Annotated in this window: 20 protein-coding genes; 13 read left to right on the plus strand and 7 right to left on the minus strand. The window is 60.0% G+C overall.

What is annotated here, in order from left to right:
* Positions 1 to 60 precede the first annotated feature (60 nt).
* Positions 61 to 1266 (plus strand): hypothetical protein, encoded by a 1206-nt coding sequence (locus GV819_RS23740; protein ID WP_161758479.1) that lies wholly within the window; start codon positions 61 to 63, stop codon positions 1264 to 1266.
* A gap of 1072 nt (positions 1267 to 2338) precedes the next feature.
* On the plus strand, positions 2339 to 3439 hold the full coding sequence (ptaA, locus tag GV819_RS23745) for a pyoverdine biosynthesis transaminase PtaA (RefSeq protein WP_161758480.1): 1101 nt from the start codon (positions 2339 to 2341) through the stop codon (positions 3437 to 3439).
* 69 nt (positions 3440 to 3508) lie between these two features.
* Here ptaA and GV819_RS23750 read toward each other — a convergent pair whose 3' ends face one another.
* Complete coding sequence (locus GV819_RS23750; RefSeq protein ID WP_161758481.1) at positions 3509 to 5875, minus strand: glucose/quinate/shikimate family membrane-bound PQQ-dependent dehydrogenase; 2367 nt, start codon at positions 5873 to 5875, stop codon at positions 3509 to 3511.
* Between the two features lie 206 nt (positions 5876 to 6081).
* On the opposite strand from GV819_RS23750, the gene GV819_RS23755 reads away from it, so the two are divergent.
* The 10 genes from GV819_RS23755 to GV819_RS23800 all read left to right on the plus strand — a co-directional run bounded on the left by GV819_RS23755 (position 6082) and on the right by GV819_RS23800 (position 17134).
* Complete coding sequence (locus tag GV819_RS23755; protein WP_011063845.1) at positions 6082 to 6543, plus strand: Lrp/AsnC family transcriptional regulator; 462 nt, start codon at positions 6082 to 6084, stop codon at positions 6541 to 6543.
* A 170-nt stretch (positions 6544 to 6713) separates the two neighbouring features.
* Positions 6714 to 8396: a flavin monoamine oxidase family protein gene (locus GV819_RS23760; protein ID WP_161758482.1), complete on the plus strand. Its 1683-nt coding sequence runs from the start codon at positions 6714 to 6716 to the stop codon at positions 8394 to 8396.
* A gap of 127 nt (positions 8397 to 8523) precedes the next feature.
* A complete protein-coding gene (locus GV819_RS23765) occupies positions 8524 to 9318 on the plus strand; it encodes a carbon-nitrogen hydrolase family protein (RefSeq protein ID WP_161758483.1) in 795 nt (264 codons plus the stop codon).
* Positions 9319 to 9366: 48 nt separating this feature from the next.
* On the plus strand, positions 9367 to 11829 hold the full coding sequence (pqqF, locus tag GV819_RS23770) for a pyrroloquinoline quinone biosynthesis protein PqqF (RefSeq protein WP_161758484.1): 2463 nt from the start codon (positions 9367 to 9369) through the stop codon (positions 11827 to 11829).
* 156 nt (positions 11830 to 11985) lie between these two features.
* Complete coding sequence (gene pqqA / locus GV819_RS23775) at positions 11986 to 12060, plus strand: pyrroloquinoline quinone precursor peptide PqqA (protein ID WP_003194766.1); 75 nt, start codon at positions 11986 to 11988, stop codon at positions 12058 to 12060.
* Positions 12061 to 12163: 103 nt separating this feature from the next.
* Complete coding sequence (gene pqqB, locus GV819_RS23780; protein ID WP_161758485.1) at positions 12164 to 13075, plus strand: pyrroloquinoline quinone biosynthesis protein PqqB; 912 nt, start codon at positions 12164 to 12166, stop codon at positions 13073 to 13075.
* Between the two features lie 95 nt (positions 13076 to 13170).
* Positions 13171 to 13923 carry a pyrroloquinoline-quinone synthase PqqC gene (gene pqqC / locus GV819_RS23785; protein WP_161758486.1) on the plus strand — a complete coding sequence of 251 codons (753 nt, stop codon included), beginning with the start codon at positions 13171 to 13173 and terminating at the stop codon, positions 13921 to 13923.
* Entirely contained in the window at positions 13920 to 14195 is a 276-nt protein-coding gene (gene pqqD / locus GV819_RS23790) for a pyrroloquinoline quinone biosynthesis peptide chaperone PqqD (RefSeq protein WP_161758487.1), read from the plus strand. The genes pqqC and pqqD overlap by 4 nt, the downstream gene beginning before the upstream one ends.
* Positions 14167 to 15336, plus strand: coding sequence for a pyrroloquinoline quinone biosynthesis protein PqqE (pqqE, locus tag GV819_RS23795; protein ID WP_161758488.1), 1170 nt, complete (start codon positions 14167 to 14169; stop codon positions 15334 to 15336). Before pqqD ends, pqqE begins: the two co-directional genes overlap by 29 nt.
* Positions 15302 to 17134 carry a S9 family peptidase gene (locus GV819_RS23800; RefSeq protein ID WP_161758489.1) on the plus strand — a complete coding sequence of 611 codons (1833 nt, stop codon included), beginning with the start codon at positions 15302 to 15304 and terminating at the stop codon, positions 17132 to 17134. Before pqqE ends, GV819_RS23800 begins: the two co-directional genes overlap by 35 nt.
* Positions 17135 to 17175: 41 nt before the next feature.
* Here GV819_RS23800 and GV819_RS23805 read toward each other — a convergent pair whose 3' ends face one another.
* The 4 genes from GV819_RS23805 to GV819_RS23820 all read right to left on the minus strand — a co-directional run bounded on the left by GV819_RS23805 (position 17176) and on the right by GV819_RS23820 (position 19864).
* Positions 17176 to 17334, minus strand: coding sequence for a YqaE/Pmp3 family membrane protein (locus tag GV819_RS23805; protein WP_011063854.1), 159 nt, complete (start codon positions 17332 to 17334; stop codon positions 17176 to 17178).
* A 207-nt stretch (positions 17335 to 17541) separates the two neighbouring features.
* Positions 17542 to 18267, minus strand: a complete 726-nt coding sequence (locus tag GV819_RS23810; protein WP_161758490.1) for a type 1 glutamine amidotransferase — start codon at positions 18265 to 18267, stop codon at positions 17542 to 17544.
* A complete protein-coding gene (locus GV819_RS23815) occupies positions 18267 to 19550 on the minus strand; it encodes an aspartate aminotransferase family protein (protein WP_161758491.1) in 1284 nt (427 codons plus the stop codon). Before GV819_RS23815 ends, GV819_RS23810 begins: the two co-directional genes overlap by 1 nt.
* Positions 19547 to 19864, minus strand: a complete 318-nt coding sequence (locus GV819_RS23820; protein WP_161758492.1) for a hypothetical protein — start codon at positions 19862 to 19864, stop codon at positions 19547 to 19549. Before GV819_RS23820 ends, GV819_RS23815 begins: the two co-directional genes overlap by 4 nt.
* A 102-nt stretch (positions 19865 to 19966) precedes the next feature.
* Here GV819_RS23820 and GV819_RS23825 point away from each other — a divergent pair, with 102 nt between their 5' ends.
* Positions 19967 to 20896 (plus strand): LysR family transcriptional regulator, encoded by a 930-nt coding sequence (locus tag GV819_RS23825; RefSeq protein WP_161758493.1) that lies wholly within the window; start codon positions 19967 to 19969, stop codon positions 20894 to 20896.
* 236 nt (positions 20897 to 21132) lie between these two features.
* On the opposite strand, the gene GV819_RS23830 is transcribed toward GV819_RS23825, so the two are convergent.
* Together GV819_RS23830 and GV819_RS23835 are read right to left on the minus strand one after the other, a co-directional pair.
* Entirely contained in the window at positions 21133 to 22911 is a 1779-nt protein-coding gene (locus GV819_RS23830) for an acyl-CoA dehydrogenase C-terminal domain-containing protein (protein WP_161758494.1), read from the minus strand.
* Between the two features lie 186 nt (positions 22912 to 23097).
* Positions 23098 to 24894, minus strand: a complete 1797-nt coding sequence (locus GV819_RS23835) for an acyl-CoA dehydrogenase C-terminal domain-containing protein (protein ID WP_161758495.1) — start codon at positions 24892 to 24894, stop codon at positions 23098 to 23100.
* Positions 24895 to 24916: the final 22 nt, after the last annotated feature.

Genomic DNA, 24916 nt, shown 5'->3' on the forward strand with positions numbered 1-24916 from the left:
AATCCATTCGCAGAAAAAATATTTTTGCTTCAGAAAATTAAAATTGGCGGGAGAAGTTTTATGGCTGAAAGCTTTGATGCTCTGATTGTCCCTGCGGATAACTCTCCAAGTGATGTTGCCATAAAAAAAGCAATTCTATTTTTTGATTCTGTAACTTTGGTCAATCCCGTTGACCGTGCATTAGTCAATAATATGGAGGTCATTGAGAAGTTTCCAAACGGTATGTCTGTGGGGTGGGCTAATCGCAACGATTTCCCTCGGACTCCGGATTATTTGGATGGAATGGAACGTATTTTGTCGGATACTTCAAGTTTACGAAGTAGAGGGGTAGTTCGGTTAACCCCAGCAGGGCCTCTTCCAACTCTCGATGCAGGTATGAATTATTTGATATGGCATAGCGCGATTACTAGTGCCAGCCTCATTGAAGCGGCAGCCCCAGATAGGTATCAGCAGAGTAAGCCCCCATTAGGGATTAGCGGCTATATGCTAGGTGGCGTATTGTCGGTGAAAAATTTCAAATCAAAGTATGAAATGATCGAGACGCGCCCTCCTGCGAGGTTTTCTGATGTGGATGACGAGTGGTCAATATTTGCAACCCTGAGACTAGGTCGAGCACTAAAGTTCTTACGTCTATCTAACGCTTTGGGCTTGACTCCGCTTGCGTTTGATCTGCCAAATCAAAGAATACTCAATGCCAGTGCAGAGTTTGGATCGCTATTAACTCAGCATCAATCCGTAGAGGTGGAGTTCAGCCAGGGGCCTATGCAGCTTGATTTTGATATTCTAGAACCTGTGGAGTTTCAGAGCGTCTTGAAGGAAATGAGTTGGAATGAAGTCCAGAAGCTTCGAAAGTACATACTGCCAGGGATGAATAACTTACGGGCTTACTTAAAGCGATCTATCCAGTTGCAAGGAAAAGCTTCAAGTCTTGAGCCCGACACTTATCAAAAGGCACTTGTAAATTTAAATCTTGAATTTAGAGTTGCTAAGGAGAAATTAGCTACAGAGTGGGAAAAACTAAGGATTGCCGCAATTTGTAAGGTGGGGCTAGGCGCAGTGGGTGGGGCGTATTTGGCAAATGGTACGGGTTTAATAGCTACGGTAGTTGGTGTTCCTTGGGTCGATACGCTAACGAAGATGTTTGGAGCAGGCCTAGTAGCTACAAGCACTTTGAGTAGCGAGTTGCAAGCATTGGTTCCAGCAAGGCGAATAGTCAAGCAACACCCTCTGTACTTCACCGATAAGCTTCCTGGAGAAACTCGGTAAATAACTGAAGAACATCGACGGGACATCATTTGTGTCTCGTCGATGCTGACAATTTCTATCCCAAGCGGCGTAACCAAGGCTGAGCATAGCGCGGCCGTCGATGTACTCAATCCACCTTACACGAACCCAGTCACAGCGATCCCCGCCAGCGTTGGGTCCAGTAACGGTGGTAATGGGTCAAGAGGCATCCCCACCTATAATCTAGCTACATTGGCGTTCCTACTAAGCTCGGCGTTGTTCTCTGAGTTCACCATCACATTGCCCCGGATCAGCGGATAGCGTCCACGCTCCTAGCGGAGACGGCGAAATTCGTCTGACTAAGAAAAAAACACCTGAAAAACCACTTATCCCCCTCCCGCCGACGGGCTTTGCGTCGTTTTTTTGTGCAAAGCCAAGGGGTGGTGCAAACCATAGGCCCGCCCAGGCCCGCTGCGAGGTCTGCGGGACGTTTAGCAATTGCACCGTGTGCAAGGTTATGCAGAGAAATGTCATGCGCTTGCGCGACACGCCGTGGCATCTATGTTGAGGCGGTAATTATAAGAGCCCCGGCCAGCCTGGACGAAAACTTGAAAAACACGGCAGACCCCCTGTTTTCAAAACCGGGACTGCTCCAAAAATTGCTGACCTGGTCGAATTTGATCAGGCGAGGCCAAAGCTACGAAATCCAGGCTGGCTGCAGCCTGTAGCCAACTACATAGGCGGTGGAGGGTTTCAAAGCGCTTCACTGTACTGTCGCAGCGGCCAACGTCCACATTCCGTCCACACCTGAAGCGGAAACGTATCCCACATATCCTTAAATATCATTTAAAAACATAGCGATACTGGAGAACACCAGGCATATCAGACTACTTTTACGGGCTCATAATCCTTTGGTCCACGGTTCAAGTCCGTGTGGGCCCACCACATTCAAAGCCGCGCATTGCGCGGCTTTTTCATGCCTTGCGATCTCTGTGATCCACGCCGAGGTATTAAACCGCCACCTTAAATCCCGCTCGCAAGTCATCGTCATATCCATGTCCAAGCAGGACAAAAGACGTAGAGACGTCTTTCGCGATGACAAAAGGATTTATCAATGGTTGAGATCACACGCCGATCACTGGTGGGGCTCGCAACAGCCCTGCCGCTGCTGTCATTGCCTGGATGGAGCCAGGCCGCCGAGCCCACCCCGCTACCAATCCTGCCTTCCTCCGACGATGCCCTGATCAACTTCAACGAAAGCCCCTGGGGGCCCTCTCGAAACGCCCACCATGCGATGCAACAAGGCATCGCCCTCAGTGGCCGCTATCCCTACAAGACTCAGTACCGCCTCAACGCGCTCTTCGCCCGGCAACAGGGCATTCCCGAAGATCACGTACAAAGTTTCTGCGGTTCCAAGGCCGCGCTGCAGCACGCGGTGATGGCTTTTACCCAGAACGGCAGCCTGGTGATGGCCAGCCCTTCCTATGAAGCGCCCAGAGAGGCCGCCGAAAGCCGGAAGGTCCAAGTGCACGAAGTCCCCCTCGACACTGATCACCGCCACAATCTGCCAGCCATGCTCGCTGTCGACCGCAGCCCCGGGCTGATCTACCTGTGCAATCCGAACAACCCCACCGGCACCCTGACGCCCCGCAAAGATATCGAACAAGCCCTGGCACGAAAGCCCAAGGGAGCGGTGCTGGTGATCGACGAGGCCTATATCGACTTCTCCGAAGCCGACACCTGCATTCCCCTGGTCAAGCAGCAGCCGGAACTGCTGGTGCTGCGGACCTTTTCCAAGATCTACGGCATGGCCGGTGCACGGCTGGGCTTCGCCGTGGGCCAACCCGCGCTGCTCAAGCGTCTGGAAATCTTCGGCGGTTACAACGTGCCGGCCGCCTCGACTCTGCTGGGGGGCATCGCCAGCCTTGAAGAGTCGGGGCTGCTTGCCGAGCGCAAACGACACAACAATCAACTGCGCGACGAAACCATCGCCTGGCTGCAAGAGCGCGGTTTCACCTGCACCGCCTCACAGGCCAATTGCTTCATGATCGACGTTCGGCGCCCCGCCCAGGAGATCGTCGATGCCCTGGCCGCGCAGCATGTGAAAATCGGTCGGGTCTGGAATGGATGGCCGAACTGGGCCAGAGTCAGCGTCGGTTCCGAACAGGACATGCAGCGTTTTCGCCAAGCCTTCGCCCAGGTCACCCAGGGCTGAAGAGCACGTCCTTCAGCAATGAAAAAGCCGCGCAGTGCGCGGCTTTTTCATGCTTGGGTACTTCAGTGATTACCGGGGTAACGCATAGGCAATCACGTAGTCGCCACGGTCCGTCGACTGACGAGCCCCACCCGCCGTAAACAGGATGTACTGGCGCCCGGTCTTGGGCGACACATAAGTCATGGGTCCGGACTGGCTGCCCACTGGCAAACGTGCCTTCCAGATCTCATTGCCGTTACCGGTATCAAACGCCCGCAGGTAGAAGTCCTGGGTACCGGCGAAGAACAGCAAGCCGGATTGGGTCGCCAGGGAAGCGCCCAGCGTAGGCATGCCGATTGGAATCGGCAAGTGCATGCGGATCCCCAGCGGGCCAGTGTCCTGCACCGTGCCAACCGGCACCTGCCACACCAGTTTCTTGGTCTTCAGGTCGATGGCCGACATGGTACCGAACGGCGGCTTCTGGCAAGGAATGCCGGCAGCCGAGAGGAAGCGCTGGCGCATGGCGCCGAACGGTGTGCCTTCCTGAGGCACCACACCCATTTCGATGCCACTGGCACCGGCAGCGATCTGGTCCCGAGGGATCATGTAGTTGGCCAGCCCCAGGCGCATGTCGTTGACGAACATGTAGTTGCTGGTGGGGTCCAGCGACACGCTGCCCCAGTTCATGCCACCCAGGGAACCCGGGAATTGCAATGCATGATCCAGGCCCGGCGGGGTGTACACACCCTCATGGCGCATGCCCTTGAACTGGATGCGGCACATCAGTTGGTCGAACGGCGTGGCGCCCCACATATCGGATTCGCTCAAAGTCTGGTTGCCGATCGAAGGCATCTCCACCGAGAACGGCTGGGTCGGCGAATAACGCTCACCCGGGACATTGCCCTGAGGCACCGGACGCTCCTCCACCCGCGCGATGGGTTTTCCGGTCTCGCGGTTGAGCAGGAAGATCTCACCCTGCTTGGTGACTTGCGCCAGTGCCGGTTGTACGCCGCCCTTGTCGTCCGCAATGTCGTACAACAACGGTTGTGCTGGCAGGTCGAAATCCCAGAGATCATGGTGGGTGGTCTGGAAATGCCAGCGCACCTGACCAGTCTTCACATCGAGGGCGACGATCGAGGAGTTCCACTTGTCATCGAACTCGGTGCGTTGACCGCCAAAGAAGTCCGGAGTGGCGTTACCGGTAGGCAGGTACACCAGGCCCAGCTTGGCGTCATAGGACATCGCTGACCAGACGTTCGGGGTGCCGCGGGTATAGGTCTCGCCCGCAGGAGGACGCTTGGTGGTGTTGGGGTTGCCCGGATCCCAGGCCCACATCAGTTCGCCGCTGCGCACGTCATAGGCGCGCACTACGCCCGGAGGTTCGCCAGTGGAGAAGTTGTCCGCCACACGACCGCCGACTATCACTACAGTCCCCGCCACCAGGGGGGTCGAAGTCTGCTGGTAGTAACCCGGCTTGATCTCGCCCATATCGGTTTTCAGGTCGACAGTGCCCTTTACCCCGAACTCTTCACAGGGCTTGCCGGTTTCAGCATTGATCGCGATCAGTCGCGCATCGCCGGTCGGCAAGAACAGGCGCTTGGAGCAGGTGGCCGGGGCTGCTGAAGATTCGACGACAGGGGCTGCAGAGGCATCGAAATAGCCCAGGCCACGGCAACGCTGCCAGTTGGGCGCATAACCTTGTGGATCGAACTTCCAGCGCTCGGTGCCAGTGTCGGCGTCCAGGGCAAACACTTTGCCGTAGGCGGTGCAGGTGTAAACCGTGTCACCGATCTGCAACGGCGTGTTCTGGTCTTCCGCACCCGCTCCGGTGCTTTCAGGGATATCGCCGGTGCGGAAGGTCCAGGCCACCTGCAGCTTGTCGATATTGCCCTTGTTGATCTGGTCCAGCGCGGCGAAACGGTTGCCCGCGGTGGTATTGCCCCAGTGGGCCCAATCCTTTTGCTCAGAGCCCGGAGCCACCGGTTGGAGAGCCGGCACGCTAGCCGCCTTGACCACATGGGTCGGCACGAACATATAGGCCAGGGTGGCCACTACGCCGATCCCCAAAAGCCCCGCCAATCCATAAGCGCCGCGCCCCGCACGGGCGCCGGAGGCACGCACCAGAGCCGGGTAGATCAGCGCCACCACCAGGCCAATCACGGCGAAGGTCAGTACCCGGGAGACCAATGGCCAATACTCCAGGCCCGCATCCCAAACCGCCCAGATGGCTGTCAGCACCAAGGCCACGGCATATAGCCAGGCGCCACGCGGCTTACGCCGAGCGATCAACCACCCGGAAACCAGCATCGCCAGGCCCATCAACAGGAAGTAGGCACTGCCTCCCAAGCTGACGAGGTAGCCCCCGCCGCCGACAAGGCCCAGCCCGATCAAGGCAATCAGGCTGCCCAACCCCGCGAGCAACCATTTGCTGCCCCCGGCAGCCCCAGTGTTTTTCATCGTGAAATCTCTCCCATCTGTAAAACCAGATCGCGAGAATGTACTAACTAGTTACTTATGACAACTTGTCGCAGGCTATTTGTTTCAAAAAAATTCATCTTCGGGTAAGAGCCGTCGCCGGCCCAGCCATCACACAGGGATCGGAAGCGATGGTCTGCGCGAGGCTGTAACATGTCCGCTCCTCGATAGCCGTGCTGGAGCCCACCTTGTCCGATAGCCGCCCTCCTGTTCTTGACGAAGTCGATCGTCAGTTGATCGCCGCGCTGCAGATCAACGCTCGCGAAAGCGTGGCAATGCTGGCCAGGCAATTGGGCATTGCCCGCACCACCGTCACCTCGCGCCTGGCACGCCTGGAGAAGACCCGGGTCATCACCGGCTACGGTGTGCGCCTGGGTCAACGGGTGGTCGATGGCGGTTTGCAGGCCTATGTAGGGATCAAGGTCCAGCCCCGCTCCGGCAAGGAAGTACTGCGCCGCCTGAGTGGCATGGCCCAGGTTCAGCAACTGTGTGCGGTCAGCGGCGAATTCGACTACGTGGCCTGGCTGCGCACTGACTCGCCGGAACAACTGGACCAGTTGCTGGACCAGATCGGTAGCGTCGACGGTGTGGAGAAGACCACCACCTCGATCATCCTCAGCAGCAAGATTGATCGCGGGCATGCGCTGTGAGATCACCAGGCAAACAGTTCGTCGATTCGCTAAACGAATTCGTCATATTGATAAATAACAGCACATAACGACGACAGATTGCGTCTTATCTACGTGTTTCACCCTCTCTAGAATGGCTACCATCTTTTCCTATACTCAGCACGCTGCTGAGCCGCCCGCCAAGGTCAGCCATGAACAAGAACAATCGCCATCCTGCAGACGGTAAAAAGCCGATCACCATTTTCGGCCCGGACTTCCCTTTTGCCTTCGACGACTGGATCGAGCATCCCGCCGGTCTAGGCAGTATTCCCGAAGCGCAGCATGGCACCGAGGTGGCGATTGTCGGTGCCGGTATCGCCGGGCTGGTGGCGGCCTACGAGCTGATGAAGCTGGGTCTCAAGCCGGTGGTCTACGAAGCATCGAAGATGGGTGGCCGCCTGCGCTCCCAGGCCTTCGAAGGCGCCGAGGGGATCATTGCCGAGTTGGGCGGCATGCGTTTCCCAGTGTCATCCACGGCCTTCTATCACTATGTCGACAAGCTCGGCCTGCAGACCAAACCCTTTCCCAACCCGCTGACCCCGGCTTCTGGCAGCACGGTCATCGACCTCGAAGGCCAGACTCACTACGCACAGAAGCTCGCCGACCTGCCCGCCCTGTTCCAGGAAGTTGCCGACGCCTGGGCCGACGCCCTGGAGGACGGCTCGCGCTTCGGCGAGATCCAGCAGGCCATCCGTGACCGCGATGTACCGCGCCTCAAGGAACTGTGGAACACCTTGGTGCCGTTGTGGGATGACCGCACGTTCTACGACTTCGTCGCCACCTCGAAGGCCTTCGCCAAGCTCTCGTTCCATCATCGCGAAGTGTTCGGTCAGGTGGGCTTCGGCACCGGCGGCTGGGATTCCGACTTCCCCAACTCGATGCTGGAAATCTTCCGCGTAGTGATGACCAACTGCGACGACCACCAGCACTTGGTGGTGGGCGGAGTCGAGCAAGTGCCCCTGGGCATCTGGCGCCATGTGCCGGAGCGTTGCGCCCACTGGCCAGCCGGCACCAGCCTCAGCTCACTGCACCACGGCGCACCGCGCACTGGGGTCAAGCGCATTGCCCGGGCTGCCGATGGCCGCTTCAGCGTCACCGACAATTGGGGTGACACTCGGGAATACGCCGCAGTGCTGACCACTTGCCAGAGCTGGCTGTTGACCACCCAGATCGAATGCGAGGAATCGCTGTTCTCGCAGAAGATGTGGATGGCCCTGGACCGCACCCGCTACATGCAATCGTCGAAGACCTTCGTTATGGTCGACCGCCCGTTCTGGAAGGACAAGGACCCGGAAACCGGCCGCGACCTGATGAGCATGACCCTCACCGATCGCCTGACCCGCGGCACCTACCTGTTCGACAACGGCGACGACAAGCCGGGAGTGATCTGCCTGTCCTACTCGTGGATGAGCGACGCCTTGAAGATGCTTCCACAGCCAGTGGAAAAGCGCGTGAAACTGGCCCTGGACGCGCTGAAGAAGATCTACCCGAAGGTGGATATCGCCAGCCGCATCATCGGCGACCCGATCACCGTATCCTGGGAGGCCGATCCGCACTTCCTCGGCGCATTCAAGGGCGCGCTGCCGGGCCACTACCGCTACAACCAGCGGATGTATGCGCACTTCATGCAAGAGCAGATGCCCGCCGAACAGCGGGGCATCTTCATCGCCGGTGACGATGTGTCCTGGACTCCAGCCTGGGTCGAGGGCGCAGTGCAGACTTCGCTCAACGCCGTATGGGGAATCATGAAACATTTCGGCGGTGCCACTCACGCCGAGAACCCGGGGCCGGGGGATGTATTCCATGAGATCGGGCCGATTGCTCTGGCTGATTGAAGCCTGAAGCCGGGGCGGTGCTTGCGAACGCAGGAGGCCCCGGCGGGGCTTACAGAGCGAACCCGGCCCGGGCCGGCGACATCGGCTACAGTGGTGGCCGGTTCCGCAACTGAGAGGAGTAAAGGCCATGCGTGTCGCCTTGTATCAGTGTCCGCCACTGCCGCTGGATGTGACCGGTAATCTGCAACGCTTGCATCAGGTAGCCATGGAAGCTACCGATGCTGATCTGCTGGTGCTGCCGGAGATGTTCCTCAGTGGCTACAACATCGGTGTCGAAGCGGTCGGTGCTCTGGCGCAAGCCCAGGATGGCCCTTCGGCCCAGCGCATTGCCGCCATTGCACAAGCCGCCGGCACAGCGATTCTCTACGGCTACCCGGAGCGCGGCGCCGATGGCCAGATCTACAACGCTGTGCAGTTGATCGACGCCAATGGCCAGCGCTTGTGCAACTACCGCAAGACCCACCTGTTCGGTGACCTCGACCACTCGATGTTCAGCGCCGGTGACAATGACTTCCCCGTGGTCGAACTCGACGGCTGGAAACTCGGCTTTCTGATCTGCTACGACATCGAGTTTCCGGAGAACGCCCGGCGCCTGGCACTGGCGGGGGCCGAGCTGATTCTGGTGCCGACGGCGAACATGATTCCCTATGACTTCGTCGCCGATGTGACGATTCGTGCCCGGGCTTTCGAGAACCAGTGCTACGTGGCGTACGCCAACTACTGCGGACGGGAAGAGCAGATCCGCTATTGCGGCCAAAGCAGCATCGCCGCTCCCGACGGGAGCCGAATTGCCCTGGCCGGGCTCGACGAGGCCTTGATCATCGGCACTCTGGAGCGCCCGTTGATGGCTGAATCCCGGCGGCTCAACCGCTATCTCGCCGATCGCCGCCCCGAGCTTTACGACGACCTGAGCAAGCGCTGATCCCGGGATATCCGCTAGCATGAGCGCATCTCTGTCTTGGAAGTGCTCATGCCCGCGCTGAACCACCCTTTGCCTCACTTGGAAACCCTGGCCAACGGCCTGCAGGTTTCCCTGCGTCATGCTCCCCATTTGAAGCGCTGTGCGGCTGTGCTGCGGGTAGCTGCCGGCAGCCACGATGTGCCTCTGGCCTGGCCGGGCCTGGCGCACTTTCTTGAGCATCTGCTGTTTCTCGGTACCGAACGCTTTCCCGCCGACCAGGGGTTGATGGCCTATGTGCGCACCCAGGGCGGGCAGTTGAACGCCAAGACCTGTGAGCGCTGCACCGAGTTCTTTTTCGAACTGCCGGTTGCCGCCTTTGCCGGTGGCCTGGAACGCCTGTGTGACATGCTCGCCCGTCCGCGCATGCACCTGGAAGATCAGCTCCGGGAGCGAGAAGTCCTGCACGCAGAGTTCATTGCCTGGTCCCGGGATGCCACCGCGCAACGCCAGTTCGCGCTGTTCAATGGCCTGTCCGCCGCGCACCCGTTGCGCGCCTTTCACGCCGGCAACCGCTACAGCTTGAACCTGCCCAACAGCAGCTTTCAGGAGGCACTGCAGCAGTTCTATCGTGATTTCTACCAGACCGGGCAAATGACCCTGAGCCTTGCCGGACCGCAGCCGCTGGAAGAGCTGCGCGCCCTGGCCGAACGCTACGGTGCCGACTTGCCGAGCGGCCAGCGCCTTGCACAGAACCCGCCACCCGCCCTGCTGACAACGGGCTCGCAGAGTTATCAACAGGTCGATGCACAACGCCTGGATCTGCTGTTCACCCTCGAACAGCTGCCAGAAGGTGCAGCATCGGCGCTGGACTTTCTTTGCACCTGGCTGCAATCCGCCAAGCCCGGAGGACTGCTCGCCGAGCTCCAGCAACGCCGACTGGCCCACAGCCTGAAAGCGCAACCGCTGTATCAGTTTTCCGGGCAAGCCCTGCTGCACCTGGAGTTCGGCCTGGGCACTGAAGATCTGGCAACACCGGCCCAGGTCCACAGATTATTGATGGAGTGGCTGGGCTTCTTCAGCGCCCAGGCCGATTGGCCAGAATTGCGTGAAGAATATGCCTTGCTGCAACAACGCCAGCGCCTGGTCAGCAGCGCCCTGGCACTGGCGCGGCGGGACAGCCAACAGGCAGCCGATGAGCTGGATGAACAAGGACTAGCTGCTCTCAAGGCTCTGCTCAAGCAGTTGCAGCCCCGGGCTGTGGATAACTTCAGCAGTGTCTGGAGCCTGCCCTCTGCCAATCCCTTCCTGCGCAGCACGACCGAAGCGCCCAGGGCCGGACTGATTCGCGGGCAGACCAGCGCTCACCGTGGCTTGCGTAGCTTTGCCCAGGATCGCTCCCGAGGCCGCAAAGAAAACTCGGCACTGAACTTCAGCCAGGCACTGCCCGTGGACGGTTCCGCAGGGGCACTGATTTTGCGCTGGCGCCTGGCAGCGCCTGCACCGGCCGGCCTGCACAGCCGATTACTCGATAGTCTGGAGCCATTGAGTCGCGATGCTCGTCAAGCAGGTGTGGAGCTGAGTTTCTCCACCTGCAGTGAGGACTGGCTGCTGAAACTGAGCGGCCTGCATCAACCCATGCCTGCTGTGCTGCAACAGGCCCTGAAGACCTTGGGCTGCCCAGCGGAGTCATTCTGGCAGCACAGCGCAATCACGACAGGCAAGGCATCATTGATGCCCATCCGACAGTTGCTCAAAACCTTCAGTGAACAGCCACTGGCCGCCAGCCCGGCAACTCCCGGTCCGCAGACACTGCAAGCGCTGTGGGCCAAGGCCCGCTGGGATGGGCTAGCCCTGGGGCTACCGTCCAGCACTCAAGAAACCCTCAGCCGGGCGCTGCATCACATGCCAGGTACCGCAGACGCCAGCCTCTGCCAACCGTCACCAACGGACGTCAGCTACCGCTGGCAAGCGTTGCCCGGGGAGTCCAGTGAGCAGGCCCTGCTGCTGTTCTGCCCGACAGCCACCCGAACTCTTGCAGATGAAGCGGCCTGGCGCCTGCTGGGCCAACTCTGCCAGACGCCGCTCTATCAGCGTTTGCGCGTCGAATTGCAGTTGGGTTATGCCGTGTTCAGCGCAATCCGCCAGCGTAATGGCCAGACCGGCCTGCTGCTCGGCGTACAGTCCCCCAGCGCAACGCTCGCGGAAATACTTCAGCACCTTGAGGAATACCTGCAACGCCTGCCAGAACAACTCCAGATGCTCACCGAGCACGCCTGGAACGATCAGCGACAGGCTCTGGTCCGGCAGTTTCACCCTGAGGAGCTATCCTTGGAGCAAGCGGCAGAGCTGCTGTGGCAAGCAAAGCTGGCCGGCCACCCGTCGGATTACCTGCAACAGTTGCAAGCCTGCATCGACGCCCTTACACCTGCGGCCATGGTCCAGGCCGCCAGGGGCCTGAAAAGCGCTACAGGTGGCTGGCAGGCTCTGGCCAACGGCCCTTGCCCGGGTTCGCCATGGCAAGCGGCAGAATGATCATTACCAACGCTGCAATGAGCTTTCTTTAGAATTGCGGGCAACCTGCAGCGGGAATTTAGTAAGATAGGCCCCTAAGCATCTGAACATCTCCCGCCGGAGGTGGACTATATGTATAGGCAACACCCGTCCCACCCACCTCAAAGGAGCATTTTTATGACTTGGTCCAAACCTGCCTACACCGACCTGCGTATCGGCTTCGAAGTCACCATGTACTTCGCCAGCCGCTGATTTCTGCCTCTGGCCAGAAAACGCAGCGCAACGCCTCGGCCCGTCCGGGGCGTTTTTATTTTCAGTTCTCCACCTTTTTAAGTCGTCACCCCAGGGAGCATCCATGTTCGTCCAGATTCTAGGTTCCGCCGCCGGCGGTGGTTTTCCGCAGTGGAACTGCAACTGCGTGAACTGCGCAGGGTTTCGCGACGGCAGCCTGCGGGCCCAGGCGCGTACCCAATCGTCCATAGCGATTTCCGATGATGGCGTGAACTGGGTGTTGTGCAACGCCTCCCCGGACATCCGCGCCCAACTGCAGAGCTTCGCCCCCATGCAACCGGGCCGCGCACTGCGAGACACCGGGATCGGCGCGATCATTCTCATGGACAGCCAGATTGACCACACCACCGGCCTGCTCAGCCTGCGCGAAGGCTGCCCGCATCAGGTCTGGTGCACCGACATGGTCCATGAAGACCTGAGCACCGGGTTCCCACTGTTCAAGATGCTCAGCCACTGGAACGGCGGCCTGAACTGGAACCGCATCGAACTCGACCAGAGCTTCAGCGTCCCGGCCTGCCCCAACCTGCGCTTCACTCCACTGCCCCTGCGCAGTGCCGCACCGCCCTATTCGCCCCATCGCTTCGACCCACATCCAGGGGACAATATCGGCCTGATCGTCGAGGACCTGCGCAGCGGCGGTAAGCTCTTCTACGCACCAGGACTGGGCAAGGTAGACGCGGCCTTGCTGGAAATCATGGCCGCCAGCGACTGCCTGCTGCTGGATGGCACCTTGTGGGAAGACGATGAAATGCAGCGCCGTGGCGTCGGCACTCGCACTGGCCGGGAAATGGGCCACCTGGCCCAGAACGGCGCGGGTGGCATGCTTGAAGTGCTGGAGCAGCTACCTCGCCAACGCAAGGTGCTGATCCACATCAACAACACCAACCCGATCCTCGATGAAGACTCCGCCGAACGTGCCGAACTGGTACGCCGAAAGGTGGAAGTGGCTTACGACGGAATGAGTATTGAGCTGTAGGCCGGATCGCCCACAAGCTCGACCGCAGAATCTTGGGGCCATTTGCGTAGGAGCGGGCTTGCCCGCAAAGAGGCCCAAGCACCCGGAGAATCAACATGACTGATATCCCCCTGTCCCCCGCCGAATTCGAGCAGGCACTGCGCGCCAAAGGCGCCTACTACCACATCCATCACCCCTATCACGTGGCGATGTATGAAGGCCGGGCGACCCGCGAACAGATCCAGGGCTGGGTCGCCAACCGCTTCTACTATCAGGTGAATATCCCCATGAAGGACGCGGCGATCCTCGCCAACTGTCCGGACCGGGAAGTTCGTCGCGAGTGGATTCAGCGCCTGCTGGATCATGATGGCGCCCCGGGCGAAGACGGCGGCATCGAAGCCTGGCTGCGCCTGGGCCAGGCCGTGGGCCTGGACCCGGACCAGCTGCGCTCCCAGGAACTGGTGCTGCCCGGCGTGCGCTTTGCCGTGGACGCCTACGTCAACTTCGCCCGCCGGGCCAGTTGGCAGGAGGCCGCCAGCAGTTCCTTGACCGAACTGTTCGCCCCTCAGATCCACCAGTCGCGCCTGGACAGCTGGCCCCAGCACTACCCCTGGATCGACCCGGCCGGCTACGAGTACTTCCGCACCCGTCTGGGCCAGGCCCGGCGAGATGTAGAACACGGCCTGGCCATCACCCTGCAGCACTACACCACCCGTGCGGGCCAGGAACGCATGCTGGAAATTCTCCAGTTCAAACTGGACATCCTTTGGAGCATGCTCGACGCCATGAGCATGGCCTATGAATTGAACCGCCCGCCCTATCACAGCGTCACCGATCAGCGGGTTTGGCATAAGGGAATCACCCTATGAGTTTCGACCGCAGCAAAACACCACGCTGGCGTCCCGGCTACCGCTTCCAGTACGAACCGGCGCAGAAAGGCCACGTGCTGCTGTACCCGGAAGGCATGATCAAACTCAATGACAGCGCCGCGCTGATTGGCGGCCTGATCGATGGCGAGCGCAACGTGGCAGCAGTCATCGCTGAGCTGGAGCTCCAGTTCCCGGGGGTGCCCGAGCTCGGTGAGGATATCGAGCAGTTCATGGAGGTCGCCCGTGCTCAACACTGGATCGAACTCGGCTGAGTCGGCGCCAGTACCGAGCAAGCCGGAAGTCGGCCTGCCGCTGTGGTTGCTGGCCGAACTGACCTATCGCTGCCCGCTGCAATGCCCGTATTGCTCCAATCCCCTGGATTTCGCCGACCAGGGCAAGGAGCTGAGCACCGAACAGTGGATCAAGGTATTCCGCGAAGCGCGGGAGATGGGCGCGGCGCAACTGGGCTTCTCCGGCGGCGAGCCACTGGTGCGCCAGGACCTTGCCGAACTGATCGGCGAGGCACGCCAGCTAGGGTTCTATACCAACCTGATCACCTCGGGCATCGGCCTGACCGAGCAGAAAATCAGCGACTTCAAGAAAGCCGGCCTGGACCACATCCAGATCAGCTTCCAGGCCAGCGACGAACAGGTGAACAACCTGCTGGCCGGCTCGAAAAAAGCCTTCGCCCAGAAGCTGGAGATGGCCCGCGCAGTCAAGGCCCACGGCTATCCGATGGTGCTGAACTTCGTCACCCATCGGCACAACATCGACAAGATCGACCGCATCATCGAGCTGTGCATTGCCCTGGAAGCCGACTTCGTCGAGCTCGCCACCTGCCAGTTCTATGGCTGGGCCCAGCTCAATCGCCTCGGCCTGCTGCCGACCAAGGAACAACTGGTCCGCGCTGAACGGATCACCAACGAGTACCGCGCCAAGCTGGAAGCCCAAGGGCATCCGTGCAAGCTGATTTTCGTCACCCCGGACTACTACGAAGAACGCCCCAAAGCCTGCATGAACGGCTGGGGCAGCATCTTCCTCACCGTGACCCCGGACGGCACCGCCCTGCCCTGCCACGGCGCGCGGCAGATGCCGGTGCAGTTTCCCAATGTGCGCGACCACAGCATGCAGCACATCTGGTACGACTCCTTCGGCTTCAACCGCTTTCGCGGGTACGACTGGATGCCGGAGCCTTGCCGCTCCTGCGACGAAAAGGAAAAGGACTTCGGTGGCTGTCGCTGCCAGGCCTTCATGCTCACCGGGGATGCCAGCAACGCCGACCCGGTGTGCAGTAAATCGGAACACCACGGGATGATTCTCAAGGCCCGTGAAGAATCCGAAACCGCCACCCAAACCATTGAGCAACTGGCCTTCCGCAATGAACGAAACTCACGCCTCATCGCCAAGGGCTGAGCCCTTCAGCGCCAGCCAAGCCACAGCATCCGGGGTCGATTTTGCCGAGCTGCAACTGACGGCCAATGGCGTGTTCTGGAATGAATACCGCCCCACAGATGCCAGTTGCCGAATCTGGCATTGGCAGGAAGGCCAGGCCCAATGCCTGACGCCGTCGGGTTTCAGCGTGCGCAGCCGGGTTTACGAATACGGTGGCGGCGCCTTTTGCCTCAGCAATGACATGCTGCTGTTCGTCAACGAAGCGGACCAGCAACTGTATCGGCAGCCCCTGGCAGGCGGCGCTCCTGCGGCCCTGACCCAAGGCGACTGCCGCTACGGTGATCTGCACTATCACGCTGGCCAGGTCTTGGCCGTCGAAGAATGCGCCAGCGAACATCGCCTGGTGGCCATCGACATAGAAACCGGGCGCCGCAATCTACTCGCCGCCGGGGCCGACTTCTATGCAGCCCCAACCCTGAGCCCAGATGGCCAACGCCTGGCCTGGATCGAATGGGACCGCCCCCATCAACCCTGGACCAGCACCCGCCTGATGCTCGCCGAACGCCTGACCAATGGCTCCTGGGGCGACCCTCGTTGCCTGGCGGGAGAAGGCCAGGAAGAGTCGCTGCAACAGCCGCGCTTCGATCAGCACAATCGGCTCTACTGCCTCAGCGATCGCCAGGGTTTCTGGCAACCATGGGCCGAGTCAGATAGCGGTTTACGACCACTGCCCTGCGCTGCTGCGGATCATGCGCCGGCGCCCTGGCAACTGGGCGGCTGCACCTGGATGCCCCTGGGTGGCGACGCCTGGTTGGCCAGTTGGAGCGAGGAAGGTTTTGGCCGCCTCGGACTGCGCAATGACGATGGTTCGCAGCAGGACTTCACCGGTAGCTACAGCCGCTTTCGCAGCCTGGCGCTGGATCAGCGCTACCTGTATTGCATCGCGGCCTCCCCTGTCAGTCCCTCGGCAGTCATCGCCATCGAACGCAAAACACAGCAGGTTCACGTGCTGGCGGGTGGCGTCGCGCCGTTACCGGCGGAACGCATCAGTCGTCCGCAAACCCTGCGCTATCCCAGCGGCGGAGGACAGGCCCACGGTTTCTTCTATCCGGCCATGAACGGTGTCAACAGACCGCCACTGGTGGTGTTCATCCACGGCGGTCCGACGTCTGCCTGCTACCCGATGCTCGACCCGCGTATCCAGTTCTGGACCCAACGCGGCTTTGCCGTCGCCGATCTGAACTACCGGGGCAGCAGTGGTTATGGCCGGGCTTATCGGCAAGCACTGCACCTGCGCTGGGGTGAAGTGGACGTGGAAGATGCCTGCGCGGTGGTGGCTTATCTTGACGAACAGGGGTTGGTCGACCCACAGCAGGCGTTCATCCGAGGTGGCAGCGCGGGGGGCTACACCACCCTTTGCGCCCTGGCCTTCGCCAAGGTCTTTTGTGCCGGCGCCAGCCTCTATGGGGTCAGCGATCCCATTGCCCTGGCGCGGGCCACCCACAAGTTCGAGGGTGATTACCTGGACTGGCTGATCGGCGATCCTCAGCAAGACAGAGAGCGCTACCATGCTCGTACACCGCTGCTGCATGCCGGAAATATCAGCGTGCCCGTGGTGTTTTTCCAAGGCGAACTGGACGCGGTGGTGGTGCCCAAGCAAACCCGCGACATGCTCAAGGCGCTGCAAGACCAGGGCATCGCCGCCGAAGCCCATTATTATCCGGATGAGCGTCATGGCTTCCGCAAGGCCAGCAACCAGGCCCACGCCTTGGAGCAGGAATGGCGGTTTTATCAAAAGGTACTGCAAGCCCAGCGCTGACCCATGCCATGCCCGCTCCGCTGGAGCGGGCAGCTTCAGGATCAGCGTTTAGCGATGATGTACACCGCATGCACAATGCCAGGGATGTACCCGCACAGAGTCAGGAGGATGTTGAGCCAGAAGGCACCGCCGAAGCCTACTTGCAGAAAGACGCCCAAGGGCGGCAAGAGAATGGCGAAGATAATACGGATCAAGTCCATGGTGCAGCTCCTGATAGCAGTCGGCTCGGGTGAGCCTTACTTGCAATCGACCCTGGGCCCACGCCAGGGTTCAGAGCAATCACTGCCTGCCCCAGGCAAGCGCCTCAATGCCGTGTTTCTGCTCAAGGACGCAGACAAAAAAACGCCCCATGCGAAAAATCGGACACAGGGCGATGCGTTATACCGCGAGACGGTTCAGGAATTCAGTCAACGTAAAGTCGGATGTGGCCCTGACAAGTAATCCAGGACACGGAACAGGGTTGGTGCCAGGCCACCGCAATGGGGGATCCCGGCGAGAATCGCTTGCGGGTCTTCAACACTATCGGGTTTTGCACTGTGCTCAGCGTTCAACCAGCCTTGGGGACGAGTCTGCAAAAGCGCCTCGATGCTCTGCAGGTCGCTCTGCAATAGGCACTGCAGGGCAATGGCCCGTTCCTGCCAGATAAATCCCTGATGAACACAAGCTGCCGAGCGATAAAGCGGCAATGCGCCCTTGGGCAAGTCGAAGCTTTCGCCATGCCAATGAAAAGCCATCAAGCGCTCCGGCAGTGCCAGCCCGAGAGGCGAGTCTTGGGCATTCGGGTACTTTTCCACCGGCCACCAACCGATCTCGCGGGTGGCGCTGGGACGGACTTGCGCCCCCAGTGCCTGCGCCAGGAGCTGGCCTCCCAGGCCAATGCCCAGCACTCGCTTACCCGCAGACAAGGCCTTGCGCAGCAGACGTTTTTCCGCCACCAGCCAGGGAGTCTGTGCCTCGTCATGCACACTCATCGGGCCGCCCAGAGCGATCAGCAGGTCAAAGCTGTCAAGCCGAGGCAGGCGGGCCTGTGCATACAGGTGACAGATGTGCACGGCACTCGCCCGCTCCAGCAACCACTGGTTGATCCGGCCCGGGCCGGCAGCGGACGAATGCTGCAGGATCAGCACGCGCATCAGACGGCCACTCCCTTGCGACATTGCAATTGAGCGGTACGCACCCGGGAGAAGGCCCGAGCCAAGCGCAGGAGCATCTCGTCAATATTGCCCTTGCTGACACTCAGTGCCGGAGTGAAGCGCAGGCAGTTCGGTTGCGGGGCATTGAGCAACAACCCCTCATGCAAGGCCGCCTTGAGCACCGCCGCTGCCGAGTCGTCCGCCAGGGTCATGCCCCAGAGCAGGCCGTGACCACGGACCTGGCCCTGTGCATAGCGGCTCGCCAGGCGAGTCAGTTCCTGACCCAGGTACTGCCCATTGGTGCGTACCTGCCGCAGAAAACCGTGCTCCTGCAGACTGTCCAGCACCGCCAGGCCGGCCGAGGTCATCAAGGCGTTGCCGTGGTGCGTACCGTCCAACTCGCCATGTTCGAAACAACAGGCCTTGCCCCGTGCCAGCAGCGCCGCCAATGGCACGCCGCCGCCAAGCCCCTTGCCCAAGGCAATGATATCGGCGCGTACGCCATACAACTGCTCAGCCAGCAGGGTGCCACAACGGCCTGCACCGGTCTGGACCTCATCGAGGATCAACAGAATGCCCAGCTCCCGGCACAGGCGCTCGACCCCTTTGAGATAGTGCTCAGTCGCCGGAATGACCCCTGCTTCGCCCTGGATCGGTTCCAGCATGATCGCCACCGTTTGCGCATCTACCGCCGCATGCAAAGCCGGCAGATCGTTGAACGGCACTTGGCTGAAGCCAGGCAACTGAGGTTCGAAACGGTTACCCGGGGCGCCGTCGCCGGCCGCTGACAGCGCCGCAAAGCCGCGACCATGGCAACTGCGGCTGGCAGTGATGATCCCTGCCGCGCCACCGCGGTGCAGTTGGCCCCATTTGCGCGCCAGCTTGATCGCCGCCTCGCAGGCTTCGCTGCCGCTGCTCAACAGATAAGCCTGGTCGCTGCCAGTGTTGCGGCACAACCGATCGGCGAGCTTGAGCATTCCACGGTTATAGAAACCCGAACCGGGGTTGATCAGCGACTGGGCCTGGGCGGTGATGGCACTGACCAGCACCGAAGGACTGTGACCAAGGCTGTTAGCGGCCCCGGCCTGAGTGAAGTCCAGGTAGGTACGGTCATCACTGTCCCACAGCCAGGAGCCCTGACCACGCACGAACACCGGCTGGGGACGCTGCACACTGAGCATCAGACGCTCACTGGAGAAAGGGACATCCGAGATGGTCGCATAAGGCTCGACAGCCAAATCATCCAGGCTCGGCGGGGAGCGGCGCGAACTGAACAGATTCATGCTCGCCGGGTCTCCAGACACACCTGCTCTTTACCCAGACCGTGGGTCGAGAGATTTTCTCCTGCAGCCGGCCCGCAGCGTCCGAACTGTGGATCATTTTTGCGCAAGTAGGCGGAGTGTTCGTCGCGATAGTGCTGCAGTGCTCGTTCAAGGGCAGTGTGAAAGCGTGGATCACGATGTTCGCCGCCGCCCAGGCCTTGAGCACATAACCAGAGACGGTTTGCAACCAGGGGGTTGTCGGTTTCACAGACCAAACCTTGGCCAACATTTATTGCCTTGCCTATGTAAACGCCATCGACATTACCGCTATTCATCGCGCTTCCCGGCCCTGTAAGCCTTGTGAATAGGCGGTAGACTAGGCGTCCTGCGGGCTTCAAGCCATTTCGATTTTTAAGCTTTTTCGATAAGAAATACTTATGGATTTTAAGCAACTGCGTTATTTCGTCGCGGTGTATGAAGAAGGCCATGTGGGCCGCGCCGCAGAGCGCCTCTCAATCTCACAACCGGCGCTCTCCCAGCAGATCCGCCAGTTGGAGCAGAACCTCGACGTCAGCCTGTTTGAACGCAGCAGCAAGCGCCTGCTGCCAACCCTCGCCGCCCATACGCTGTACAACCACGCCCTGCCTCTGCTCGACGGTTTGCAACGGGCCCGTGAAGCCCTGGGCAACTTCAAGGGCCAGGCATTACGGACTCTAGCCATTGGTGTGCTGCAAACGGTGCACTCCGGCCTGGTGCCGCAAATGCTCGAGCGTGTGCGCAAGGCCCAACCACACCTGGTGGTGCAGATCTATGAGCTGACCGGGCTGGAAATCGAACGACGCTTACTCAATGGTTCACTGGACATCGGCATCAGCTACCTGCCGCCTCGCCAGCCGGGACTGCATGGCGTACCGCTGTACGAAGACGAACTGACCTTGGTCATTCCCGAACAACATCCGCTACGCGAATTCAAGAAAGTGTCCATGAGCCAGGCGGCGGAGTTGCCGATGCTGCTATTGGGCGAGGAGTTTCAGATCCGTCAGATCTGGCAGGCACAACTGGCCAGCCTGGGACGACGCCCGCAGGTGCAGGCGGAATTGAACAATATGGCCGGTATTCTCGACAGCCTGCCCCACACGCGGCTGGCAACCGTACTCCCCGGCCGCTCACAACAGCAGCACAGCAACAAGGAGTTGCTGTGGAAACCACTGAGTGAGCCCAGGGTGCCACTGAAAGTCGGGTTGGTCTGTCGAGATCTGCAGCGTCAGCACGGGACGCTGGAATTACTGCGAACTTTATTGGAGGACTCGATGAATACCCAGGATGGGCGCCTGGGTGGCACTGCAGTGCCGGAAACGCTGGGTTGAACTCGCTGAAATAAAAAGTCCGAAAAAAGAAAACCCCGCCGAAGCGGGGTTTTGCAGACTGTTTCCCTGACATCCTTTTCACTCCGCCATCCTGGCAGAATCCTACGTGTCCGTGTTGTTGCTTTGCGCTTCCTGCGCGACGTCCATGTGAAGTAGATTAGCCTCAGCCGTCATCTACCGATATGGACGATCAGCAGCTCGTTATGTAAGAGATTACTTACAAACGCCCTTATTCATTAAAACTGCTCCGCCTGCAGCAAGAACAGCGACTCGCTACCCGCTTTTACCGAAGCCGTCAGGGAGTGAATGCGCGGCAGTAGACGAGCGAAGTAGAAACGCGCAGTCCCCAGTTTGCTGGCATAAAAGTCCTCAGCCTGCTCCTTGCCCAGCGCGGCCTTGGCCATCAGCGCCCACATGTAGGCATAAGCCGTATAGCCAAAGACCTGCAGATACTCCACTGAAGCCGCGCCAATCTCGTTGGGGTTGGCAGTCGTCCTGTCCAGCAGCCAGGCCGTCAGTTCGTCCAGATTCTGCAGGGCCGCGTTCAAGGGGCGAGTGAACTCCTCTAGCTGAGCATCGGCGGTCGCGGTGAAGTGGCGAATCTCGTCGGCGAACACGGAATAGAGCGCACCGCCGCTACCAACGATCTTGCGTCCGACCAGGTCCAAGGCCTGAATGCCGTTGGTGCCTTCATAGATTTGGGTGATCCGCACGTCGCGAACCAGTTGTTCCTGACCCCACTCACGGATGTAGCCGTGGCCACCGAAAACCTGCTGGCCATGAATCGTGGTTTCCAAACCCAGGTCGGTTAGAAATGCCTTGGCCACCGGAGTCAACAAGGCCACCAGGCTTTCCGCACGTTTGCGAGTCTCAGTGTCTTCGCTGAACTTGGCAGTATCCAGTTGCATCGCCACATAAGTGGAGAAGGCCCGCCCTCCCTCGTTGGCAGCCTTCATGGTCAGCAGCATGCGCCGCACGTCCGGGTGCACGATGATCGGATCGGCGGCCTTGTCCTTGGCTTTTGGTCCAGTCGGCGAACGGCTCTGCAGACGATCACGGGCGTATTCAACCGCGTTCTGATAGGAACGTTCACCCGTGGCCAGGCCCTGGATACCCACACCCAGGCGCTCGTAGTTCATCATGGTGAACATCGCCGCCAACCCTTTGTTCGGCTCCCCCACCAGGTAGCCAATGGCCTGGTCAAAGTTCATCACGCAGGTGGACGAAGCCTGGATGCCCATCTTGTGTTCGATCGAACCGCAACTCACCGGGTTGCGCTCACCCAGACTGCCATCGGCGTTGACCATCAACTTGGGCACCAGGAACAGGGAGATTCCCTTTGGACCCGCCGGTGCATCCGGCAGCTTGGCCAGCACCAGGTGAATGATGTTTTCCGTAAGGTCGTGTTCGCCACCAGTAATGAAGATCTTGGTCCCGCTGATAGCAAAGGAGCCATCCGCCTGAGGCTCGGCCTTGGTACGGATGATCCCCAGATCGGTACCGGCATGGGGTTCGGTCAGGCACATGGAACCGGCCCAGACACCGGCGTACATGTTCGGCAGGTAGGTGGCTTTCAGCTCTTCGCTAGCGTGCGCGTTGATCGACAGGCAGGCTCCGGCGGTCAGCATCGGATACAGGCCGAAAGCCAGGCTCGCCGAATTGACCATTTCCTCGACCTGAGCCGACACCGCCTTGGGCATGCCCATGCCACCGAACTCGGGATCGCCGCCCACGCCGACCCAGCCACCTTCGGCATAAGTCTGATAGGCCTGTGGAAAGCCCTCTGGGGTGGTCACCACGGTGTTGTTCCAGTGGCAACCTTCCTCGTCGGCGCTGCGGCTCAGCGGGGCGATACTTCTGGCGGTGACTTTGCCAGCCTCTTGCAGAATCGCCTCGACGGTCTCGGCATCCACTGTCTCAGCCAAAGCCGGCAACTGGGCCCAAAGCTTGGCGACCTCGAAAACTTCATTGAGGACGAAGCGCATATCGCGCAGGGGGGCTTTGTAGTCAGCCATGGCAAACCTCGCAAGATCTAAACAAGTGGGCCGAAACAGGCCCATTTACGAAAAGCCGAGTGTACCCGAACAACTTTTGCGACACATAGGGTCAACTAGTGACCTTTTTGTTATTTTTAGTCACAGCGAAGTTCAAGTATGGCAAAGCCCGCAATAAGCGGGCGGTATCCAGGACATGCAGCGTACTTACAGGGCGAACAACTCTGCTGGAAGGTTCATCAGGCAATCACTGCCGGCCTCAATAGCCGCCAGATGAGCGCCCGTACGTGGAAGTAACCGCTTGAAGTAGAACTCGCAGGTGGCGAGCTTGGCCTTGGCGAAATCACCATCGCCCAGCCCCGCTTCAAGTTGCTGCTGAGCCACCAGGGCCATGCGCAACCAAAGGTAGGCCAGGACGATGTAACCGCTGTACATCAGGTAGTCCATGGCTGCGGCGCCCACTTCGTCCGGGTTCTTCATGGCGGCCATGCCCACCTTGGTGGTCAACCCGCCCCACTGGCGGTTCAAGCCATCGAGTTGCGCGACATGGGCCTTGAGTTGCGGATGCTCGGCATTTGCCGTGCAGAACTTGTGCACAAGCCTGGTGAACCCCAGCAGCAACTGTCCTTGGCTACCCAGCACTTTGCGACCCAACAGGTCCAGGGCCTGAATTCCGTTGGTGCCCTCGTAGATCGGTGCAATACGACAATCACGCACCAACTGCTCCATGCCCCATTCACGAATGAAGCCATGGCCGCCAAAAACCTGCATCCCGTGGTTGGTCACTTCCAGGCCGGTCTCGGTCATGAAGGCCTTGCAGATCGGCGTCAGGAACGCCAGGAGGTCTTCGGCCTCCTGACGCTGCCGGTCATCGCGACTCAAATGAGCCACATCCAGCAACTGGGCGGTGAAATAAGCCAGGGCCCGATTGCCCTCATTGAACGCCTTCATGGTCAGCAGCATGCGCCGCACATCGGGGTGGACAATGATCGGATCGGCCACCTTGCCTGGAGCCTTGGGACCGCTCAGGGAGCGCATCTGCAAGCGATCATTGGCGTATTTGATCGCTCCCTGGAAGCTCGTTTCACCCAGACATAGTCCCTGCATCCCAGTACCAAGACGTGCATGGTTCATCATGGTGAACATGCAGTTCAGGCCTTTGTTGGCCTCGCCGATCAGGAATCCCTTGGCACCATCAAAGTTCAACACGCAGGTGGCCGAAGCCTTGATCCCCATCTTGTGCTCAATGGAGCCGCAGCTCACGCCATTGCGCTCAGCGGCCTCACCCGCCGCGTCCGGCAAGAACTTGGGTACGATGAACAGCGAAATCCCCTTGGTTCCGGGCGGGGCATCCGGCAGCTTCGCCAGCACCAGGTGAATGATGTTCTCACTCATGTCGTGCTCGCCGGCGGAGATGAAAATCTTGCTCCCTGACAACGCATAACTACCATCGGCCTGGGGCACCGCGCGTGTCTTGATGATGCCCAGATCGGTGCCGCAATGGGCTTCGGTCAGGCACATGGTGCCGGTCCACTGCCCGGCGGTGAGCTTGCTCAGGTACAGCTGCTTCTGGTCCTCGGTGCCATGAGCATGAATCGCCGACATAGCGCCGTGGGTCAGCCCTGGATACATGCCCCAGGAGGTATTGCTGGAACCTACCATCTCGCTGATCACCAACCCCAGCGAGTGGGGCAGCCCTTGGCCGCCATAAGCGGGATCAGCCGCCAGTCCGTGCCATCCACCCTCCACATACTGAGCGAAGGCCTGTTTGAATCCCTTGGGAGTGGTCACCACGCCGTTGTCGAAATGGCAGCCTTCCTCATCACCGGAGCGGTTCAGCGGGGCCAGGACGTTCTCACAGAACCTGGCACCCTCTTCAAGGATCGCGCTGACCATGTCCGGGCTGGCGTCAGTGGCCCCCAGCGCCGCGTAACCGGCATGAAAGTCGAAGACGTGATCGATCAGAAAACGCATGTCGCGCAAGGGCGCTTGATACTCGGGCATGGTGATTTCTCCGGTAGCAGAT

This window comes from Pseudomonas sp. Fl5BN2, assembly GCF_009908205.1.
Lineage (GTDB): Bacteria > Pseudomonadota > Gammaproteobacteria > Pseudomonadales > Pseudomonadaceae > Aquipseudomonas.

Coding starts and splice junctions, on each gene's coding strand:
- GV819_RS23740 (WP_161758479.1), top strand. CDS start 61: ATGGCTGAAAGCTTTGATGCTCTGATTGTCCCTGCGGATAACTCTCCA.
- ptaA (WP_161758480.1), top strand. CDS start 2,339: ATGGTTGAGATCACACGCCGATCACTGGTGGGGCTCGCAACAGCCCTG.
- GV819_RS23750 (WP_161758481.1), bottom strand. CDS start 5,875: ATGAAAAACACTGGGGCTGCCGGGGGCAGCAAATGGTTGCTCGCGGGG.
- GV819_RS23760 (WP_161758482.1), top strand. CDS start 6,714: ATGAACAAGAACAATCGCCATCCTGCAGACGGTAAAAAGCCGATCACC.
- GV819_RS23765 (WP_161758483.1), top strand. CDS start 8,524: ATGCGTGTCGCCTTGTATCAGTGTCCGCCACTGCCGCTGGATGTGACC.
- pqqF (WP_161758484.1), top strand. CDS start 9,367: ATGCCCGCGCTGAACCACCCTTTGCCTCACTTGGAAACCCTGGCCAAC.
- pqqB (WP_161758485.1), top strand. CDS start 12,164: ATGTTCGTCCAGATTCTAGGTTCCGCCGCCGGCGGTGGTTTTCCGCAG.
- pqqC (WP_161758486.1), top strand. CDS start 13,171: ATGACTGATATCCCCCTGTCCCCCGCCGAATTCGAGCAGGCACTGCGC.
- pqqD (WP_161758487.1), top strand. CDS start 13,920: ATGAGTTTCGACCGCAGCAAAACACCACGCTGGCGTCCCGGCTACCGC.
- GV819_RS23800 (WP_161758489.1), top strand. CDS start 15,302: ATGAACGAAACTCACGCCTCATCGCCAAGGGCTGAGCCCTTCAGCGCC.
- GV819_RS23805 (WP_011063854.1), bottom strand. CDS start 17,334: ATGGACTTGATCCGTATTATCTTCGCCATTCTCTTGCCGCCCTTGGGC.
- GV819_RS23810 (WP_161758490.1), bottom strand. CDS start 18,267: ATGCGCGTGCTGATCCTGCAGCATTCGTCCGCTGCCGGCCCGGGCCGG.
- GV819_RS23815 (WP_161758491.1), bottom strand. CDS start 19,550: ATGAATCTGTTCAGTTCGCGCCGCTCCCCGCCGAGCCTGGATGATTTG.
- GV819_RS23820 (WP_161758492.1), bottom strand. CDS start 19,864: ATGAATAGCGGTAATGTCGATGGCGTTTACATAGGCAAGGCAATAAAT.
- GV819_RS23825 (WP_161758493.1), top strand. CDS start 19,967: ATGGATTTTAAGCAACTGCGTTATTTCGTCGCGGTGTATGAAGAAGGC.
- GV819_RS23830 (WP_161758494.1), bottom strand. CDS start 22,911: ATGGCTGACTACAAAGCCCCCCTGCGCGATATGCGCTTCGTCCTCAAT.
- GV819_RS23835 (WP_161758495.1), bottom strand. CDS start 24,894: ATGCCCGAGTATCAAGCGCCCTTGCGCGACATGCGTTTTCTGATCGAT.